An 18,794-nucleotide genomic window follows, 5' to 3' on the forward strand; every position below is an offset into this window, starting at 1 on the left:
GTATTATGGCGCTTGTTCGTCTTTCCTGAGGGTCAGGATTTCATAACCATCGGCGGTCACCAAAATAGTATGCTCCCATTGGGCAGAAGGCCGGCGATCCCTGGTGACTGCCGTCCAGCCATCACCCAGTAGCTTGGTGCCTTTTTTTCCGGCATTGATCATAGGTTCAATGGTAAAGGTCATGCCTTCCTGGAGAACGCAGTCGTTCCGATTGCCGTAACCTTCATAGTGGAGCACCTGTGGATCTTCATGGAAGCCCCGGCCAATGCCGTGACCGCAGTACTCTTCAACCACACTGAAGTGGTTGGCATGGGCATGGCGGGCAATCACCTGGCCGATGTCGCTCAACCTGGCTCCCGGTTTAACCTGTTGAATGCCCTTATACATGCACTCCCGGGTAACCTGAACCAATCGCTGATTGAATGGTTGAACATCACCCACCAGAAACATTTTGCTGGTGTCGCCATGGTAACCCTCCTTGATCACGGTGATATCGATATTCAGAATATCGCCATTTTTCAGGATTTTCTTTTCATTGGGAATGCCGTGGCAAACCACCTGGTTGATAGAGGTGCAGATTGACTTAGGGAAACCTGCCCGCCCGGGGGCTGCCCCATAGTTGAGAGGCGCCGGGATGGCCTTTTGCTCATTGACAATGTAATCGTGACAGATGCGATTCAGCTCTCCGGTTGAAACGCCGGGCTTGACATAGGGTTCAATCATTTCCAGCACTTCAGCAGCCAGACGGCCTGCAATGCGCATTTTTTCGATATCTTCCCGGGTTTTGATAATTACATTCATTCTTTCAGTGCTTTTGACAGCTGCACACAGGTGTGTAGCTTGCAGAGTTTAAGATAAGTGAATTAAAGCCATTCTAGCTTATAACAAGCGTTAGTCTCTATAGGGTAGTGGTTTATCGGCGAAATTAATACGACTATTGTCCTGGGGCTGCTGCCGATTAATTTGCAGTGCGTAATATGGACAATAAAGGGTCAATATTGTTTTCTTGAATAGCTCTTTTTATTACTGCTCGTACTTTACCAAGGCCCTCTTGATTTAGCCCCTTTTCCTGTATGGTTTTTGTGGGGGGGAGGCCATGGGGAATGCAGGTGGCAACTAGACTTGCTACCACTCCACAGTCATTGCTGCCTTCGGCTTGGCGGATTTTATGGTGATAAATGACTGGGCAGCTTGCAACGTCTGTATCGGTATCATAGAGTTCACTGCTATACCAGAGCCACCAGTTAGTTATTTGATCCACTTCTTTTTCTACCGAGTGGCCAGGTAGTGAATTATAGATTTCGATACGGTCTTCTGGAATATCAATCACCGCTATAAACCAATGTTTGCGGGCGTTGGCAGGAATAATCAAGTACTCCAAATCTTTGATATGGAAGCCTTGTGTTGCAAGCCAGCGATCATAATAGCATCTATCTGATGTTCCTATGGTTTGTATTTTAATAAAAAACTGAGAGTGAAGAATTGCGGCTGTTATTGGGGTGCTTTGCGAAGCGCGAAGTTGTTTGTGACTTTTCTGTGCCATCGTAAAACAGGCATTGAGGATCTGGTCATTAATATATGCTTTAGGGTTTAGTGTACGCAGGTCATCACTGCTTACTTTAACCTGAATCCGTGATTTCTTGATTTGCCCGGCAGTTTTGAAAATGTGCTGATTAATTTTTTCCTTTGAAAATAACTCGGGTTATTGATTGAAGTGTTTTTATGTCGTTTTTAAGCATAAATGCTGATCAAAATATCATCAAACTTGAAGACAGGTTGAAAGAAGCCCTACCGTTATCAATACAGTACTTTCTCATTTATGGCATTTTTTTCTATCTCGCTATTCAATCAACAAAGTGCATGCTGGCTTATTAATTGATGGAAAGACCTGAAACCAGGACAGTAACGACCAAAGCGTAGCCGGTATTGATGTCCTTTTTTCAGAAGACGGGCAGCCAGGTAGATGAGTTCCTGTATCACGGTTTTTAACCGGCGTCGTTTGGCTTTATGACGTACCGGCGCATCTGGCCCGAGCAAGCAACTCTGCCCCATGTAGCGCAGAATGTTATAGACCAGTGCACCCAAACACATCACCAGGTCGTTGGTGTCAAACTTGCCTGAAGGCAGGCGCTCTAAATCCATATCAGTCTTCAACTCACTGTGAAACTGCTCGCTGGTCGCATGATCCTCATAAAGATTAATGATCTGATCATCGCTGTAGTCAGCTTCGCTGAGTGTTGTCCACCATCCTTCCAGCTCATAATCGGGTGTCAGAAATCTCTGCCCTACAGTATCAGTGGTACGCTTGATAATGCGAATAATCAGACGCTGGTTACCATAGTTGGTTTCATAGACGGTTGAGAGTGTCGCATAACTCTTTCCTGGACGCGACTCCTCCCATTTGACTTGCTTTTCTTCAAAAATGGGGAGCCAGTGTTCCTTGGTGTGATACTTTCTTGGGTTGAGCTTGATAATGTGATTCACACCTTTGAACCCGGCGATTTCCCGGCGCGATTCCTCAGCATCGTGGCCACTATCAAGGCGAACCAGAATAGGCGCTCGGGTCAAACGTCGGCTGCGGTGCAGCACTGCTTGTAAAAAGCCAATAAAATCATTCTGGGAGTGCTGAGAGCCTGGGCGTAATTCACATCCCAGGCACCAGCCTTCGCAGCCAAAGTAAGCGGCAATAGGGGCATAACCAAAGAATTTTTTATACGTGTACTCGACCCCCTCCTTTTTGGTATTGCTGTTATCCATAGGGAATACGTCGATATCCAGTGGTATGTGCTGCTTCTTATCGAGTTTTTTCGGAAGGGGTGTGACGGGCACCTGAAGATTAACCAGGACATCGGTAAGGCTGTCCTCGATGAAAGGAATCAGTTGGGCGGCATCTTCATTGAAACGCTGTCTTAAGCGGCTGGCTGAAGGCATTTGTTTAATGCCCATTGCCAACCGGAACCAGTCGTTATCCCGGTTATTATCAACATTATCAAAATCACTTTTACCCTGAGCCAGTTGGCCGCAGTAAGCTCTGATCAGGTCGATATGAGTGATACGGTGCCTTTTTTTTATTTTGCGCAGGGATTTGCTTAACGCTGTCTTTTTGTTGAGTGCATGACCAACGAAATAAAGCCCTGCGACCGGTGTATAAAATTCCGTCTGTGATTGTTCAATTTTCAGTTTCACAAAAATGCACCCAGGTGGTGAAAATTAGAGTGGGTGCATTTTAACTTGGAACTTACGTTTTGTGGTTGATCCAGAGGAGTTGGGCTACAGTGAACTCACGGATTCAGGTTTAAGTTTGCCAATTTTCCATACTGTCTGCTCTGTTTCTTGCTCTCTTTCCTGTTCTCTTTCCTGTTCTCTTTTCTGTTCTCTTTCCTGTTCTCTTTTCTGTTCTCTTTTCTGTTCTCTTTTCTGTTCTCTTTTCTGTTCTCTTTTCTGTTCTACTTCCTGTTTTTTTTGTGGGAAGAAGGGAGCTAATAAGCTGGCTATTTTGTTGAGGGCTATATTTAAAATGCCAAACCTGAAGGGCTTGGGAGAAAAAGGCTCTGTCAAATCATTAGCAGGGCTTGCCTGTCTTGTGTATGTTGTTGGTGTTATTGTTTCATTTTCTTCTAAGGTTTCATCCTCAAAAACAGGCAGTACCCTGGTCTGTTCGCTGTATTGGTCAAGTTCCCAGTCTTCCTGGTATTGCACAGGATCTCTATAGACCTTAAAGCTCTCTTTATCCCATGGGTCATGGGGTTCCTTGTCCAGGGGGGTGTGGATAGAGAGTCTTTTCATTAAATAGGTTAGAACACCTGTGTCAATCTCCCCCGTATTAACAATGGGTGTAAAGAGGGAGGGTAAAAGAAAAAGCAGATAATAAATCACAATAATTGCTCTCTCTCACTTGCTAGAGGGGGAACCGGGAGAATAACAGTCGATAAAAAAGAACTCAAAATCCATCCTATTATAGGCTTGCTCTTTCAGATTATCTGAAAATATGGTATAAAGCGCCGCTCAATTGCCGCTATTGTCGGCTTTTGTTTTTTTAATTGTGCTTACAGACTCACATATACCGTCACATGGCTCCGGGTGCCCGCTGGTTAATCAGGGGGTCGAGATCATGGGGTATATGGAGGCTTAACCCTATCTCAGGAGAGAATACATGACTCAAGTCACTATGCGTGACATGCTCAAGGCGGGCGTACACTTCGGTCACCAGACCCGTTACTGGAACCCAAAGATGAACAAGTTCATCTTCGGTGCCCGCAACAAGATTCATATCATCAACCTTGAGCACACTCTGCCTGCTTTCAACAACGCCCTGTCTTTCATTCGCAAGCTGGCTGAAGGCAAGAACAAGCTCCTGTTTGTTGGTACCAAGCGTGCTGCTGGCAAGATCATCCGTGAAGAAGCTTCCCGTTGCTCCATGCCCTATGTGGATCACCGCTGGTTGGGTGGTATGCTGACCAACTACAAGACTATTCGTCAGTCCATTCGTCGCCTGCGTGACCTGGAGTCCCAGCGTGAAGATGGTACTTTCGAAAAGCTGACCAAGAAAGAAGCCCTGATGCGTAGCCGTGATCTGGAAAAGCTGGATCGCAGCCTAGGTGGTATCAAGGACATGGGCGGCCTGCCTGACGCACTGTTCGTTATCGACGTAGAACACGAGCGCATTGCGATTCAGGAAGCCAATAAGCTGGGTATCCCTGTTATCGGTATCGTTGACACCAACTCCAGCCCTGAAGGTGTTGACTACGTTATTCCTGGTAACGACGACGCCATTCGTGCTATCCAACTGTACATCAAGGCAGCTGCCGATGTTGTAATGGAAGGACGTGCTGCTGCCAAGACCGGCGCTGAAGAAGAGCCTGTTGAAGTTGAGAAGGCTGAAGCAGACAAGGCTGAAGCCGCTGAAGGCAAGGATGGAGCAGAAGCCTGATAGGTTGCTGTCCTGAGTTTTTAGAAGGGGGCTCCGGCCCCCTTTTTTAGAGTATCGCCCTGCTCCGGTTCCGGAGCAAGAATGTCAATTGTGAGAGGTTTTAATCATGGCGGCAATTACTGCAGCAATGGTGAAGGAGCTGCGTGAGCGCACCGGTCTTGGCATGATGGAGTGCAAGAAGGCACTGGTCGCGGTAGAAGGTGATATCGAGAAAGCCATCGAAGAGCTGCGTAAGTCCGGTCAGGCTAAAGCTGCTAAAAAAGCCGGTCGTACTGCAGCTGAAGGTGTAGTGGTCACCAAAATTGCTGAAGATAACAGCTATGGTGTCCTGGTTGAGGTTAACAGTGAAACTGACTTCGTAGCCCGTGATGAAAACTTCCTGGGCTATGTTGAGAAAGTAGTTGCTGCCGCTTTCGAACGTAAAGAAGCTGATGTTGCCAGCCTGATGGCCGGTGAGCTGGAAGAAGCCCGCCTGGCCCTGGTTCAGAAGATCGGTGAAAACATCAATGTACGTCGCATTCATATCGTAGAAGGCGGTGTAGTGGGTGGTTATGTTCACGGTAACAAGCGTATTGCTGTTCTGGTTAGCCAGGAAGGTGGCGATGCCGAACTGGCCCGTGATGTAGCGATGCATGTTGCTGCCGTTAACCCTCAGGTGGTTAGCAAGGAAGACATGCCTGCTGACCTGGTAGAGAAAGAAAAGGCTATCTTCAAGGCGCAGGCTGAACAGTCTGGCAAGCCTGCTGAAATCATCGAAAAGATGATTGTCGGTCGCATCAACAAGTTCCTGTCTGAAAACAGCCTGCTGGAACAGCCTTTTGTTAAGGATCCTGATGTGAAAGTGGGCGCCCTGGCCAAGAAAGCCGGTGCTACTATTTCCAGCTTTGTCCGTTTCGAAGTCGGTGAAGGCATCGAGAAGGAAGAAGTTGATTTCGCTGCTGAGGTTCGTGCCCAGGCTGGCCTGTAATCGCTGAAATAGTTTTGTTGGCTGCTAGGTTTCTTCATAAGTAAAGTAGCAGCTGGCTTGGCACTCTGTTTCTTGTTGTGTGTTTAGGCCTTGTTGGTGGTAATCTTGCAGCAAGGCAAAAACTACTCGGGTTCAGAGTGCTGTATCTAGTACATCATTTCAATGTGTTTGACTCGTTTCCAGGCTGAACACGTCAAACACATTGAAATGATGTACTAGGAGGCTGACCAGGAATAGACTGCTCTATACAGTCGCAGAAAATGGGTCTAAAAATCCGATTTTGTTCAGCAAATAGAACCGCTACGGTGTGCCCCCTGGGTATTCACTTCGCAAAAGCGAATTTTTATCCCCCGATTTTCTGCGATCGTCGATATGGATGCTGTTCCTGGTTGGCCTCTTGCCCGGTTTGTCCGGGCTTAATTGAATCCACCAACCGCAGATGCAGGATTTAGAATATGCCGGCAAGTGATCGACAACCGAAATACAAGCGCATACTCCTTAAGCTTAGTGGTGAAGCCCTTCAGGGTGATGGAGACTTCGGCATTGACCCCAGTGTTCTGGATCGCATGGCATTGGAGATCGGTCAGCTGGTAGGTATTGGTGTGCAGGTTGGCATTGTGGTAGGCGGTGGTAACCTGTTCCGTGGTGCAGCCCTGAATGCCGCCGGTCTTGACCGTGTGACGGGAGACCATATGGGGATGCTGGCAACCGTTATGAATGCGCTGGCCATGCGGGATGCCCTCGAGCGATCCAATATCAATACCCGGGTCATGTCAGCCATTCCCATGAGCGGTGTGGTGGAGCATTATGACCGTCGCCGGGGCTTGAGATACCTGAATTCTGGTGATGTGGTTATCTTTTCTGCTGGCACCGGTAATCCTTTTTTTACAACAGATTCTGCAGCCTGTCTCCGTGGTATTGAGGTCGAGGCGGATATTGTCCTGAAAGCCACCAAGGTGGATGGCGTTTATGACAAGGATCCCGTGAAGCATGAAGATGCAGTGAAGTTCGAAGAACTGAGCTACGATGAGGTGCTGGCTCGTAAGTTAGGTGTGATGGACTTGACGGCCATTTGTCTGGTCAGGGATCAGCAAATGCCGGTGAGGGTGTTTAATATGAACAAGCCCGGTGCCCTGTTGAATCTTGTTGTTGGTGGTAACGAAGGAACACTTATTTTTGGGGGTGACCAATGATTAATGAAATTAAACAAGATGCACAGGAGCGTATGGCCAAGAGTGTTGACTCCCTGGCTGTAGCTTTTGCCAAAATTCGTACTGGCCGTGCTCATCCAAGCCTGCTTGATGGTATCAAGGTATCCTATTACGGTTCTGAAACTCCGCTGGCCCAGGTGGCTAACATCAGTACTGACGATGCCCGTACACTGTCCATTCGTGCCTGGGAAAAAAATCTGGTGCCTGAGATTGAGAAGGCTATCCTGAAATCCGAGCTGGGGTTGAATCCTTCTACAGCGGGTGAAGTCATTCGGATTCCTCTGCCGCCTCTAACAGAAGAAACCCGTAAGGGCTTTATTCGCCAGGCGCGTCAGGAGGCTGAAAATGCCCGTATCGCTGTCCGGAATATTCGTCGTGATGCCATGGCGGATTTGAAAGAGCTGGAGAAAGAGAAAGAAATCAGCGAAGATGATGAGCGTCGTGGTCAGGATGATGTTCAGAAGCTCACTGATCGTTATATTGCAGAAGTTGACAAAGCGCTGGCTGTCAAAGAAGGTGACCTGATGGAAATCTAGTTTCCATCAGCTATTGGTGTGCAGGTTATGAAAGACGCCAATAGGTATCCCGTAAGCCAGGGGTTGCACTGTTAACAGGTGCACTCCTGGCCGGGTGCTTTTATAGGGTCACTAAAGGCCATAAGTAAAATGGCTAAAAAGTCTCAAATTGATAATGTTCAGTAAATCAACTTTGATTGCCGATACCTTATGTCCCGGGAAGAGGATGGGGGAGTGTCGTTACACTCCTGGAAAAAGTGCTGGAGCACATTGTCAGCTTGACATTATGAGAGAACAGCTGGGGAGCTGGGTATCGTGTTAAAACAACGTATTCTGACCGGGCTGGTTCTGGCACCGGTTGCTTTGGCGGCGGTATTTCTGTTACCTGTTAAAGCCTTTTCTGTATTTATAGGGCTTGTTATCATGCTGGGCGCATGGGAATGGGCTAATCTCGCGGGATTTCAACATCCGTTTTCAAGAGTGGCCTATGCACTGGTGATAGGCGGCCTGTGTCTTTTTGTTTATCAGTTTTCAGTACCCGAGACCTTTGTGTTGGTTGTTGGTGTCCTATGGTGGTGTGCTGCCTTTGTATTAGTAAAAAACTATCCTTCCTCCACCCGAATCTATGACTCTTCCCTGGTCAGGTTGCTTATGGGTGTCTGTACACTGATTCCCGCCTGGCTTGCCATGACTGTGCTGAAGAGCCACTATGGGGCTTCGGCCATTATGTTAGTGCTATTTCTGGTTTGGGCGGCCGATGTGGGGGCTTATTTTTCAGGAAAGCGTTTTGGCAAGAATAAGCTGGCTTCCAGGGTGAGTCCGAAGAAGACCATTGAAGGTGTTGTTGGGGGCATCGTGCTTGCGCTTGTGGTGGCACTGGCTTTTGGGACAGTCCTGGATTTAAGCCTGACCAGGCGATTGGGTCTGATGATTCTGACTGTACTGGTTGTGCTGGCTTCTGTGCTGGGTGATTTGATAGAAAGCCTGTTAAAGCGGGAAAGAGGTATTAAGGACAGTAGCAACCTGTTGCCAGGTCATGGCGGTGTCATGGATCGTATTGATAGCCTGACGGCGGCGCTGCCTGTGTTTGCTCTTGCGCTGGTCGTAAGTGGGAGTTGAAAATGCAACAAATATGTGTGCTGGGTTCAACCGGCTCCATTGGTAAAAGCACCCTGGATGTGATTGCCCGGAATAGTGATCGCTATCATGTGAGATCGCTGGTGGCCGGGAAAAATCATCAGCTGATGTTGGAGCAGGTTCGCCAGTTCAGGCCAGAGATAGCTGTTATGGCGGATACGGCCGCAGCTGATAAGCTGAGACTGGCGGTGAAAAATGAAAAGCTGAAGACCGAAGTGCTGTCCGGTGCCCATGAAATCGCTCTGGCAGCGGCAGAGAGTGCCGTTGACACTGTTATGGCAGCCATTGTGGGTGCCGCCGGTTTATTACCGACCCTGGCTGCGGTGAAGGCTGGCAAAAAGGTACTGCTTGCCAATAAAGAAGCGTTGGTTATGACGGGTTCCCTGTTCATGGAGTCGGTAAAACAGTCGGGTGCTGTGCTACTGCCAATAGATAGTGAACATAATGCCATTTTTCAGTGCATGCCCCGAAATTATGGGGAAGGCCTCGGTAAAGTGGGTGTTCGTCGTATACTGCTAACCGCTTCCGGTGGACCATTCAGGGAGACACCAATAGACGTATTCCCTGAAATTACACCGGCTCAGGCTTGTGCCCACCCAAACTGGAGCATGGGTCGTAAAATTTCTGTAGACTCGGCCACCATGATGAATAAGGGGCTGGAGTTTATTGAAGCCTGCTGGCTGTTTGGGGCAAAATCCTCCCAGGTTGAAGTGGTTATTCATCCCCAGAGTATTATTCATTCATTGGTGGATTATGCCGATGGCTCGGTATTGGCCCAGATGGGTAATCCTGATATGAGAACCCCCATTGCCCACGCCCTGGCCTGGCCGGAACGGATAGACTCCGGTGTTGCCCCTTTGGCGCTGGCGGATATTGGCCATCTTGATTTTTATGAGCCATGCATGAGACGCTATCAATGTTTGCGTCTGGCCACTGAAGCAGCTTCAGCAGGCGGTACGGCTGCGGCTATGCTTAATGCAGCCAATGAAGAGGCTGTGGACGCATTCCTGGTAAAACACCTCCGCTTTGACAAAATTGCCGAGGTGGTTGACTTTACCTTGCAGTCATTGCCAGTGGCGCGAGCGGACAGTGTGGATCAGGTTCTGGATGTTGATCGTCAGGCAAGGATCCTGGCAAAGCAGCAGATTCATCGATTGAGTCATATAGCATGATATTGGAGTGCCAAATCGGTGCTTTTGTCTAAAAAAAGGCACTGACGGGAAACCAGCATGATTTTGGATACATTACAGACAGCGTTGGCGTTTATTTTAACGCTGGGCATTTTGGTGAGCATACATGAGTTTGGCCATTTTTGGGTGGCTCGACGCTGTGGTGTAAAGGTTCTGCGTTTTTCCGTGGGCTTTGGCAAGCCATTATGGACCTGGGTGGATCGGCATGGTACTGAGTTCTCCCTGGCCCTGATCCCTCTTGGGGGCTATGTGAAGATGCTGGATGAGCGGGAGGGGCCCGTTAAGCCGGAAGAGCAGCATCTGTCGTTTAATAGTCAGTCGGTGATGTCACGCATTGCCATTGTTGCAGCAGGCCCTGTTGCCAATTTTCTGCTGGCAATTGCGGCACTCTGGCTTATGTATATGGTAGGGGTGAGAACCATCCTGCCACAGATCGGTGAGGTTCGGCCTGCATCACCCGCAGCACTGGCCGGATTGCAGGCTGGTGATGAAATCGTCAGTATTGATGGGCAGGAAACCTCCAGCTGGCAAATGGTGAGTATGGCCTTGTTGCCCTCCCTGGGTGAAAGTCGGTCAATAGCATTATCTGTCCGCCCGGGTGAGCCCGGTCTTACTCCTGTCAGTGAACCTGTAAAGTACAGGATTGCAGTGAAAGACTGGCTCGTCAATGATGAGCAGCCGGATCCCATCCATTCATTAGGGATTATGCCTTATACGCCACCAGTGCCTGCGGTTGTGGGGGAGGTGGTGGAGGGTGGCGCTGCCCGGAAAGCCGGCCTGGTCACGGGTGATCATATTATCAGTGCTAACGGCGAGCCTGTTCGTGACTGGTTTCACTGGGTAGAGCTGATTCGTGCCAACCCGGGAGCTGAGTTGGCTACCACCGTGCTGAGAGATCATCGGCAGGTATCGGTGTTGCTCACACCGGCAGTTAAAACAGTCAATGGCCAGGAAGTAGGCTATATTGGGGCTGGTGTTGAATCAGTGAGCTGGCCGGAAGAAATGGTCAGAACCTTGCAGCTTGGCCCTGTGGCAGCCTTTGTCAAAGGTGTTGATACTACCTGGTCATTGACGTCTATGACACTGCAGTCACTTTGGAAGATGGTGGTGGGTCTGATTTCAGTGAAGAATTTGGGTGGCCCAATTACTATTGCCAAGGTGGCGGGTGCATCATTGCAATCAGGCCTAGAGAATTTTTTGTATTTTCTCGGTATGCTTAGTGTTAGTCTCGGTGTCCTGAATCTACTGCCTATCCCGGTACTGGATGGGGGGCACCTGTTGTTCTATATAGTAGAGCTGGTCAGGGGAAGGCCCCTGTCTGAAAAGATCCAGATGCTGGGTCTTAAACTTGGGGTAACTTTGGTAGTGTGTGTAATGATGCTGGCTATCTATAATGATTTGAGCCGGTTATTCTGAAGCAGTATGCCAGGGTAAAAGATGAACACGGATAAGAACGGATTCCATGAATCGATCACTGTTATCTCTACTGATTGGCTCAGTGGCTTATGTTTCAAGCGCTCACGCGTTTGTTGTTACTGATATTCGAATTGATGGTCTCCAACGGGTTTCCGCCGGTACAGTCTTTAATGCGCTGCCCATTGAGGTGGGCGATGATGTGGGTAATCAGGCGGTAGCCGATGCCGCTAAAGCGCTGTTCCGGACCGGGTACTTTAAGGATGTCCAGATGGGGCAGGACGGCAAGGTACTTGTGGTCACTGTGGTTGAGCGGCCCTCCATCAGTGAAATTGTTATCAAGGGTAACAAGGCCATCAAGACCGATGATCTCAAGTCCGGGTTAGCAAAGTCCGGCCTCTCTGACGGCGAGATTTTCCAGCAGGCAACCCTGGAGGCCATCCGCCTGGAGCTTGAGCGCCAATATGTAGCACAGGGGCGCTATAGTGCCCGTATTACCACAGACCTGGAGGCTCAGCCAAGAAACCGGGTCAAGCTTTCCATAAACATTAAGGAAGGCAAGGTAGCCACCATCAAGCACGTCAATGTGGTGGGCAATAAGGTATTCCCCAACAAGGAACTGATTGACCTGTTTGAACTGAAAGAAAGTGGCTGGTTCTCTTTCTTCGGATCCAGTGACAAGTATTCCAGGGAAAAACTGTCCGGTGACCTTGAACGCTTGCGTTCCTACTATCTGGATCGTGGCTTTATCAACTTCAATATTACCTCGACCCAGGTCTCCATCAGTCCGGATAAAGACAGTGTCTACATTACGGTAAACGTGGATGAAGGGGATAAGTACACAATCAGCGACGTTAAATTAGCGGGCGACCTGATTATTCCGGAAGAAGAGGCCAAAAAACTGTTGCTGGCCAAGTCTGACCAGACATTTTCCAGAAAGGTTATCACCACCACGGAGGAAGTGCTAAGCCGGCGTCTGGGTAATGAGGGTTATACCTTTGCCAATGTGACGGGAATTCCCAGGCCTGATCATGACAATAAAACCGTGGCATTGACCTTTTTTGTTGATCCCGGTCGTCGTGCCTATGTCCGTCGAATTAACTTTACCGGTAATACCAAGACGGATGATGAAGTGCTGCGCCGTGAAATGCGCCAGCTTGAAGGGGCTTCCGCCAATACCCAGAAAATTGAGCAGTCCAAGGTTCGCCTTGAGCGGCTGGGTTACTTCCGGGAGGTTAATGTTGAAACACCACCGGTGCCAGGCACCAGTGACCAGATTGATGTGAACTATACCGTTGAGGAACAGCCTTCCGGCAGCATTACCGCCAGTGTGGGTTACTCCCAGTCTGATGGTCTGTTACTGGGTGGCTCCATTAGCCAGAGTAACTTCCTCGGCACCGGTAATAAGGTATCTGTCGGGCTGAATAAAAGTGATATCAGTCAGCTGTATAACTTCAGCTATACCAACCCTTATTACACCGTGGATGGGGTCAGTCGTGGTTTTGGTATGTACTACCGGACCTATGACTACAAGGATTCCGATATCTCCAGCTATGCTGCGGATACCTGGGGTGGTGATGTGCGCTTTGGTTATCCCTTGTCTGAAACCCAGTCCATTAACTTTAGTATGGGGGTTGAGGGAACCAAGATATCCACCGGGACTTCCACGCCAAAAATCATTAAAGACTACCTGAAGGAGGAGGATGATAACTTCACCAACTTCAAGGCGAGTCTTGGCTGGTCTGAATCCGAGCTTAACAGGGGACTGCTGCCAACGCGAGGTTACTCCCAGAGTGTCTCTCTGCAGGCGGCGGTGCCGGGTTCTTCCACCACCTTCTATAAGTTGATTTACCGTGGCCAGTATTTCCAACCCCTGACCCAGTCACTGACCGCACGTTTTGCCACCCGGTTGGGCTATGGCGGTGCCTATGGCGGCACCAGTGATATGCCGTTCTTCGAGCATTTCTATGCAGGCGGCTTTGGTTCTGTCCGGGGCTATAAGGACAACACCCTGGGTCCTAAAGCCAAGGAAGACAAGGTGGATAATGCTGATTGGAACAGTATGGGGGGGGATGTTGTGGTTGAAGGTACGGTGGAAGTGCTGTTCCCCCTGCCTTTTGTTAAAGACCAGCGCTCACTGCGTACCAGTGTGTTCTTTGATTTTGGTAACGTGTTTGATGCATCCTGTGATGGCAATAAGAAGGATGCAAACGGCGATAATTATTACGAGTGCTCAAAGCCAAAACTGGATGAACTTCGGTACAGTGCCGGTGTTGGCCTCACCTGGATTACGCCACTGGGTCCGTTAACATTCAGTCTGGCCCAGGCCCTGAACTCCAAGGATAAGGATGAAACCCAGGTGTTCCAGTTCTCCCTGGGTACCCCTTTCTAGGTGTAAATATCTGACAAAACCTGAAAAAACAGGTGTTTGAAAGGGTGCGGTGACGCGCCTTTTCATTATAATAAGCCGTTTTTAAGATCAAAACAGTTAAAAACCATCAGGAGAACTCACTTGAAACAAATTAGACTGGCTTTATTGTCTGTAATGATGCTGCTCCCTCTGGTTGGGCATGCAAAGGATGCAGGAATGCGCATTGCTGTAATTGACTCCGAAATGGCGGTGCTGGAGTCTGACTCGGCTAAAAAGTATGCCAAGGACTCTGAGGCCCTGTTTGCGCCACGCATCAAAAAGCTGAAGACCCTCCAGGAAGATATTAAGAAGATTGAACAACAGTTGCAGAAAGATGGCCCTGCCATGACTGAGGCACAAAGGGAAAGCAAGCAACTGGAAATTAAACGTAAATATGAAGACTTTCAACTTCAGGATCGTCAGCTGCGGATGGATAAGGCCAAGTCAGACCAGGCCGAGCTAGGCAAGTTGCGTCCCAAGCTGGACCAGGCTGTTGAGAAAGTCTCTCAGGAGCTGAACTATGATATGGTGCTTGAACGTGGCGCAGTGCGTTATGTTAAGGCTGAATTTGATATTACCAGGAAGGTTATTGAGCGCCTGAACCAGATGAAGTAATTGATGAAGCAACATACTATTTACACGCTGGCAGACCTGGCAGAACAAAGTGGAGCCTCCCTGCAAGGGGAGGCTGCCAAGGTGATTACCGGACTAAATACCCTTCAGGATGCCGGTGATACGGAATTAAGTTTTCTAGCCAATCCCGCGTATGCCCGCTATTTGCAGTCAACAGCTGCCGGGGCGGTGATTCTTGCCCCTGATAATGCTGTGGGGTTTGATGGTAATGCCCTGATAATGGATAACCCTTATCTTGGTTATGCCAGGCTGTCTCACCTGTTTGATCCGGCCAAGGGGGCAGGTGAAGGTGTTCATCCCAGTGCTGTAATCAGTCCGGATGCCAGGGTTCATCCTGATGTGATTGTCGGTGCGAATGCAGTGATTGAGGCTGGTGTGGAGATAGCCGAGGGCGTTCATATCGAGGCGGGTGTGGTGATCGGCCATGATTCAATAATTGGCAGGGATACGCATCTGGCGCGTAATGTTACCATTTGTCACGGTGTCAGTATTGGTGAACGGGTTATAATCCACTGTGGTGCCGTGATTGGCAGTGATGGCTTTGGCAATGCCCGGGATAAGGGCCGCTGGTTCAAGATTGCCCAGATTGGTGGCGTGGTTATTGGTGACGACGTTGAAATCGGCTCATGTACCTGTATTGATCGTGGCGCCCTTGGCAATACCGTTATTGGGGATGGTGTGAGGCTTGATAACCTGATTCAGATCGCCCATAACGTGGTCATTGGCAAAAATACCGCCATTGCGGCCCTGACCGGCATTTCAGGAAGTACCCATATTGGCGAAAACTGCACTATTGCCGGTGCTGCCGGTTTTGCAGGTCACCTTGAAATTGCTGATAATGTGCATATTGCAGGAATGGCCATGGTGACCCGCTCTATCAGTGAGCCGGGGGCCTATGCCTCCGGTACTGGCTTTATGGCAGTGAGGGACTGGCGGAAAAATGTCGTTCGGTTCCGACAGCTGGATGATATGGCCAGGCGATTGAGGCGTCTTGAAAAACAGTGATCTTGCTTTCTGTGAAAGCACTGCCTGTTTTTCTCAGAGGCTGTTCATGATCGTTTGCAGCTCGCAGAAAGATCATGAACAGCCTCTCAAGGGCTAACTTCCGGTGATGTGACGCCTGAGTGCTTATATTGCCACTGGTAGTTTGGCTATGAGCGAATCCGTGTTTTGTAAAAAGGCTGGTTTTACCAGCCTTTTTCAGTATTTGATTATTTGAGTTGGTAACACATGATCAGAATTGATGAAATCAGGGAGATTTTACCCCATCGGTATCCCTTCTTGCTGGTAGACCGGGTGGTTAATGTTAATCTGGATGACAATACGATTGAGTGTATCAAAAACGTTACTATCAATGAGCCATTTTTTAATGGACACTTTCCCAACCATCCGATTATGCCGGGTGTTTTGATTATCGAGGCTATGGCACAGGCGGCAGGCATCCTGGGTTACCAGATTGTGGACAGTGAGCCTGAGGAAAATTCCATCTATTACTTTGCCGGTGCCGACAAGGTTCGATTTAAGCAGCCGGTGGTACCGGGTGATCAGGTGATTTTGAAGGCGCAGTACCTGGTTCGCAAAAGGAATATCTGGAAATTTTCCTGTGAAGCAGTGGTTGATGGTAAGATAGTCTGTTCTGCTGAAATTACCTGTGCGAGAAAGGAGCTTTAGACTTGAACGATTCCCGTTTCAGTAACGATTCAAAAACCGGGATTCATCCGACAGCCATTGTGGACCCCAGTGCAAGGCTGGCTGATGATGTGCAAGTAGGCCCCTGGACATATATAGGCCCGGATGTGGAAATTGCATCGGGTACTGTGATTCATTCCCATGTTGTTATAAAAGGCCCTACCCGTATTGGCCGCAACAATCGTATATTCCAGTTCGCCAGTGTGGGTGAAGCCTGTCAGGATAAAAAATTTGCTGATGAGCCCACCCGTCTGGAGATAGGGGATAATAATATTATTCGTGAAGGCTGTACGCTTCACCGGGGAACTGTTCAGGATGAAGGGGTAACCCGGATTGGTAGCAATAACCTGTTTATGGCGTATGTCCATATTGCCCATGACTGTATTATTGGGAACCACTGTGTATTGGCCAATAACTCGACCCTGGGTGGCCATGTGGTGATTGGTGACGGAGTCATTCTGGGGGGCTTTACCGGTGTCCATCAGTTTGCCGTGGTTGGCTCTTACAGTATGAGCGCAGGCAACTCCACTATTTTTAAAGATGTCCCCGCCTTTGTCATGGTTAGTGGCAATCCCGCTGCAGCCCACGGAATGAATTACGAAGGAATGCGCAGAAGGGGGTATGATAAAGAGTTGATACGCACCCTGAAGAACTGCTACAAAATTATTTACCGTCAGGGACTCCGCACTGTTGAGGCCATTGACCGGCTGGAGAGTATGAATCCCGGCCCTGAGGTCCAGTTGCTTATTGATTCCCTGAAGGCCTCTACCCGGGGGATTACCCGCTAACCCATGACTAAGCCTTTAGCTGATCAAAAAAGACCACTTCAAGTGGCAATGGTGGCCGGCGAAGCCTCAGGCGATATATTAGCTGCCGGCCTGATTAAGGAAATCAAACGTCACCACCCTGACGTCCATTGCTATGGCATTGGTGGCCCGCTGATGCAGGGGGAGGGGTTTGATAGCCTGTTTCCCATGGACAGGCTCTCTGTCATGGGACTGGTAGAAGTATTGGGTCGCTTGAAGGAGCTGGTGGGTATCCGACGGCAACTGGGGGATCAGCTGATACAAAACCCACCGGATATCTTTATTGGCATTGACGCCCCTGATTTTAACCTGGGACTGGAAAAACAACTCAAGGCCGCAGGCATTCCCACCACCCACTATGTCAGCCCACAGGTATGGGCATGGCGGGAAGGGCGTTTGAAAAAAATCAAGCGTTCGGTGGATCATATGCTGGCCTTATTGCCTTTTGAGGCCAGTTACTATCAGGGACATGATGTGGATGTTACCTTTGTGGGGCATCCACTGGCGGACAAGGTGGCTTTTTCTCCGGATAAGGGAAAAGCACGACAGTCTTTGTCTATTGCCAGGCAGGGATTGGTTGTCGGTGTGCTTCCTGGTAGCCGGAAGGCAGAAGTGGCCCGCCTGGGTGAACTGTTTTTGACCACGGCGCGGATGCTAAGGAAAGAGGTTCCCAGTGTTCGTTTTATTGTTCCCTGTGCCAATGATAAGCGAAAAGTTCAGCTCCTGCAGATGTTGGAGAACTATAAAGATCTGGATATCACCCTGTTTGATGGCAGGGCATCAGATGTTATGGCAGCATCCGATGCGATCCTGATTGCCTCGGGAACGGCAACCCTTGAAGCCGCTTTGCATAAGCGTCCATTAGTGGTCAGTTATCGTATGAGTGCGCTCACATTTGCCATTGCCAAACGACTGGTTAAGGTTGAGCATGTGGCCTTGCCAAACTTGCTGGCGGGCAGGGAGCTGGTGCCAGAGTTGCTACAGGATGAGGCCACTCCGGAAAACCTGTGTAAGGCCATGCAGCGAGCCCTGTTTGATCAGGCATATCAGAAAGAACTCGTTCATGAGTTTGAAAAGATACATCAACAGCTTAAACGCAATGCCAGTGAGCTGGCCTATGGCGCGGTTAAATCAGTGATAGAGTCTCATCATGCAACAAAGTGCGCTTGATTTTGAGGTTCACTCCCAACAGGTTTTGGTTGCTGGAGTGGATGAAGTGGGCAGAGGTCCCTTATGTGGTCCGGTGGTTGCTGCTGCCGTTATTTTGGATGCCAGTAAACCCATTGAAGGGCTTAATGACTCTAAAAAGCTGTCTGAAAAAAAGCGGGAACAGCTGTTTGATGAGATTTGCCAGAAAAGCCTGGCCTGGTGCATCAGCCGCGCCGAGGTGGAGGAGATTGATCAACTTAATATTCTCCATGCCAGTATGCTGGCTATGCAGCGGGCGGTGCTGGGCCTGAAAGTAAAACCCGGCCTGGCATTGATTGACGGCAATCGTTGTCCTTCCCTGCCCTGTCAGGCTGAGGCCATTGTCAAGGGGGACAGCAAGGTGCCCGAGATTGCTGCCGCCTCTATTCTTGCCAAAGTTGCCAGGGACAGGGAGATGGTGGAAATGGATCTGCAATATCCCGGCTATGGCATTGCAGGTCATAAGGGCTATCCTACTAAAGCGCATCTTGAGGCGTTGAGGAAGCTGGGGCCAACCCCGATTTATCGACGCTCCTTTAAGCCTGTTGCTGTTCTTTTAGGCATGGCCTGATTGTCAATGCATTGTCGTATCGGGTTGGTGGGTGAGGACGACCTGAAGGACAACGATTTTCTGTCATCAGGAGAATAAATAAGGTCAGCTCCCGGTAATCATCTGGATCACTGCTTCCCCTGACTGCTAGAATA

18 protein-coding genes are annotated in these 18,794 nt (G+C 49.2%); 14 read left to right on the forward strand and 4 right to left on the reverse strand.

Translation table 11 applies throughout. From position 1 onward, the window contains the following. Positions 1-3: 3 nt before the first annotated feature. The 4 genes from map to MJ595_RS15480 form a co-directional block, all read right to left on the reverse strand. Entirely contained in the window at positions 4-801 is a 798-nt protein-coding gene (map, locus tag MJ595_RS15465) for a type I methionyl aminopeptidase (protein ID WP_263078864.1), read from the reverse strand. Positions 802-958: 157 nt separating this feature from the next. Next, complete coding sequence (locus MJ595_RS15470) at positions 959-1,576, reverse strand: C48 family peptidase (RefSeq protein WP_263322522.1); 618 nt, start codon at positions 1,574-1,576, stop codon at positions 959-961. Positions 1,577-1,848: 272 nt separating this feature from the next. Continuing rightward, a complete protein-coding gene (locus MJ595_RS15475) occupies positions 1,849-3,186 on the reverse strand; it encodes an IS1380 family transposase (protein WP_263078015.1) in 1,338 nt (445 codons plus the stop codon). An 84-nt stretch (positions 3,187-3,270) separates the two neighbouring features. After that, the gene (locus MJ595_RS15480; protein WP_263078865.1) at positions 3,271-3,786 is read right to left on the reverse strand and encodes a hypothetical protein; all 516 of its coding nucleotides are present in this window, start codon (positions 3,784-3,786) and stop codon (positions 3,271-3,273) included. Positions 3,787-4,153: 367 nt separating this feature from the next. Between MJ595_RS15480 and rpsB the strand changes: the two genes are divergently transcribed. The 14 genes from rpsB (at position 4,154) to rnhB (ending at position 18,660) form a co-directional block, all read left to right on the forward strand. Continuing rightward, positions 4,154-4,930: a 30S ribosomal protein S2 gene (rpsB, locus tag MJ595_RS15485; RefSeq protein WP_263078866.1), complete on the forward strand. Its 777-nt coding sequence runs from the start codon at positions 4,154-4,156 to the stop codon at positions 4,928-4,930. A 106-nt stretch (positions 4,931-5,036) separates the two neighbouring features. Further along, positions 5,037-5,897, forward strand: a complete 861-nt coding sequence (tsf, locus tag MJ595_RS15490) for a translation elongation factor Ts (protein WP_263078867.1) — start codon at positions 5,037-5,039, stop codon at positions 5,895-5,897. A 455-nt stretch (positions 5,898-6,352) separates the two neighbouring features. Next, positions 6,353-7,090, forward strand: coding sequence for a UMP kinase (pyrH, locus tag MJ595_RS15495; RefSeq protein WP_263078868.1), 738 nt, complete (start codon positions 6,353-6,355; stop codon positions 7,088-7,090). Beyond that, positions 7,087-7,644, forward strand: coding sequence for a ribosome recycling factor (gene frr, locus MJ595_RS15500; protein ID WP_263078869.1), 558 nt, complete (start codon positions 7,087-7,089; stop codon positions 7,642-7,644). The genes pyrH and frr overlap by 4 nt, the downstream gene beginning before the upstream one ends. A 294-nt stretch (positions 7,645-7,938) precedes the next feature. Then, a complete protein-coding gene (locus tag MJ595_RS15505) occupies positions 7,939-8,742 on the forward strand; it encodes a phosphatidate cytidylyltransferase (RefSeq protein WP_263078870.1) in 804 nt (267 codons plus the stop codon). 2 nt (positions 8,743-8,744) lie between these two features. Further along, positions 8,745-9,932, forward strand: coding sequence for a 1-deoxy-D-xylulose-5-phosphate reductoisomerase (ispC, locus tag MJ595_RS15510; protein ID WP_263078872.1), 1,188 nt, complete (start codon positions 8,745-8,747; stop codon positions 9,930-9,932). Between the two features lie 57 nt (positions 9,933-9,989). Beyond that, positions 9,990-11,366, forward strand: coding sequence for a sigma E protease regulator RseP (gene rseP, locus MJ595_RS15515; RefSeq protein ID WP_263078873.1), 1,377 nt, complete (start codon positions 9,990-9,992; stop codon positions 11,364-11,366). 46 nt (positions 11,367-11,412) lie between these two features. Next, entirely contained in the window at positions 11,413-13,755 is a 2,343-nt protein-coding gene (gene bamA / locus MJ595_RS15520; protein ID WP_263078874.1) for an outer membrane protein assembly factor BamA, read from the forward strand. A gap of 120 nt (positions 13,756-13,875) precedes the next feature. Continuing rightward, entirely contained in the window at positions 13,876-14,388 is a 513-nt protein-coding gene (locus tag MJ595_RS15525; RefSeq protein WP_263078876.1) for an OmpH family outer membrane protein, read from the forward strand. A 3-nt stretch (positions 14,389-14,391) separates the two neighbouring features. Next, positions 14,392-15,411: a UDP-3-O-(3-hydroxymyristoyl)glucosamine N-acyltransferase gene (lpxD, locus tag MJ595_RS15530; RefSeq protein WP_263078878.1), complete on the forward strand. Its 1,020-nt coding sequence runs from the start codon at positions 14,392-14,394 to the stop codon at positions 15,409-15,411. Between the two features lie 225 nt (positions 15,412-15,636). After that, entirely contained in the window at positions 15,637-16,077 is a 441-nt protein-coding gene (gene fabZ, locus MJ595_RS15535; RefSeq protein WP_263078879.1) for a 3-hydroxyacyl-ACP dehydratase FabZ, read from the forward strand. A gap of 2 nt (positions 16,078-16,079) precedes the next feature. After that, positions 16,080-16,883: an acyl-ACP--UDP-N-acetylglucosamine O-acyltransferase gene (gene lpxA / locus MJ595_RS15540; protein ID WP_263078880.1), complete on the forward strand. Its 804-nt coding sequence runs from the start codon at positions 16,080-16,082 to the stop codon at positions 16,881-16,883. A gap of 3 nt (positions 16,884-16,886) precedes the next feature. Next, entirely contained in the window at positions 16,887-18,071 is a 1,185-nt protein-coding gene (gene lpxB, locus MJ595_RS15545) for a lipid-A-disaccharide synthase (protein WP_263078881.1), read from the forward strand. Further along, positions 18,052-18,660 carry a ribonuclease HII gene (rnhB, locus tag MJ595_RS15550; RefSeq protein WP_263078882.1) on the forward strand — a complete coding sequence of 203 codons (609 nt, stop codon included), beginning with the start codon at positions 18,052-18,054 and terminating at the stop codon, positions 18,658-18,660. The genes lpxB and rnhB overlap by 20 nt, the downstream gene beginning before the upstream one ends. The last annotated feature ends 134 nt before the right edge of the window (positions 18,661-18,794 follow it).

This window comes from Endozoicomonas sp. Mp262 (assembly GCF_025643335.1).
Classification (GTDB): domain Bacteria; phylum Pseudomonadota; class Gammaproteobacteria; order Pseudomonadales; family Endozoicomonadaceae; genus Endonucleibacter.

Bases quoted from the DNA above. Each gene is read 5' to 3' on its own strand.
- MJ595_RS15480 (WP_263078865.1), bottom strand. From the start codon at position 3,786: ATGAAAAGACTCTCTATCCACACCCCCCTGGACAAGGAACCCCATGAC.
- bamA (WP_263078874.1), top strand. From the start codon at position 11,413: ATGAATCGATCACTGTTATCTCTACTGATTGGCTCAGTGGCTTATGTT.
- tsf (WP_263078867.1), top strand. From the start codon at position 5,037: ATGGCGGCAATTACTGCAGCAATGGTGAAGGAGCTGCGTGAGCGCACC.
- frr (WP_263078869.1), top strand. From the start codon at position 7,087: ATGATTAATGAAATTAAACAAGATGCACAGGAGCGTATGGCCAAGAGT.
- lpxB (WP_263078881.1), top strand. From the start codon at position 16,887: ATGACTAAGCCTTTAGCTGATCAAAAAAGACCACTTCAAGTGGCAATG.
- fabZ (WP_263078879.1), top strand. From the start codon at position 15,637: ATGATCAGAATTGATGAAATCAGGGAGATTTTACCCCATCGGTATCCC.
- lpxD (WP_263078878.1), top strand. From the start codon at position 14,392: ATGAAGCAACATACTATTTACACGCTGGCAGACCTGGCAGAACAAAGT.
- pyrH (WP_263078868.1), top strand. From the start codon at position 6,353: ATGCCGGCAAGTGATCGACAACCGAAATACAAGCGCATACTCCTTAAG.
- map (WP_263078864.1), bottom strand. From the start codon at position 801: ATGAATGTAATTATCAAAACCCGGGAAGATATCGAAAAAATGCGCATT.
- rseP (WP_263078873.1), top strand. From the start codon at position 9,990: ATGATTTTGGATACATTACAGACAGCGTTGGCGTTTATTTTAACGCTG.
- rpsB (WP_263078866.1), top strand. From the start codon at position 4,154: ATGACTCAAGTCACTATGCGTGACATGCTCAAGGCGGGCGTACACTTC.
- rnhB (WP_263078882.1), top strand. From the start codon at position 18,052: ATGCAACAAAGTGCGCTTGATTTTGAGGTTCACTCCCAACAGGTTTTG.
- ispC (WP_263078872.1), top strand. From the start codon at position 8,745: ATGCAACAAATATGTGTGCTGGGTTCAACCGGCTCCATTGGTAAAAGC.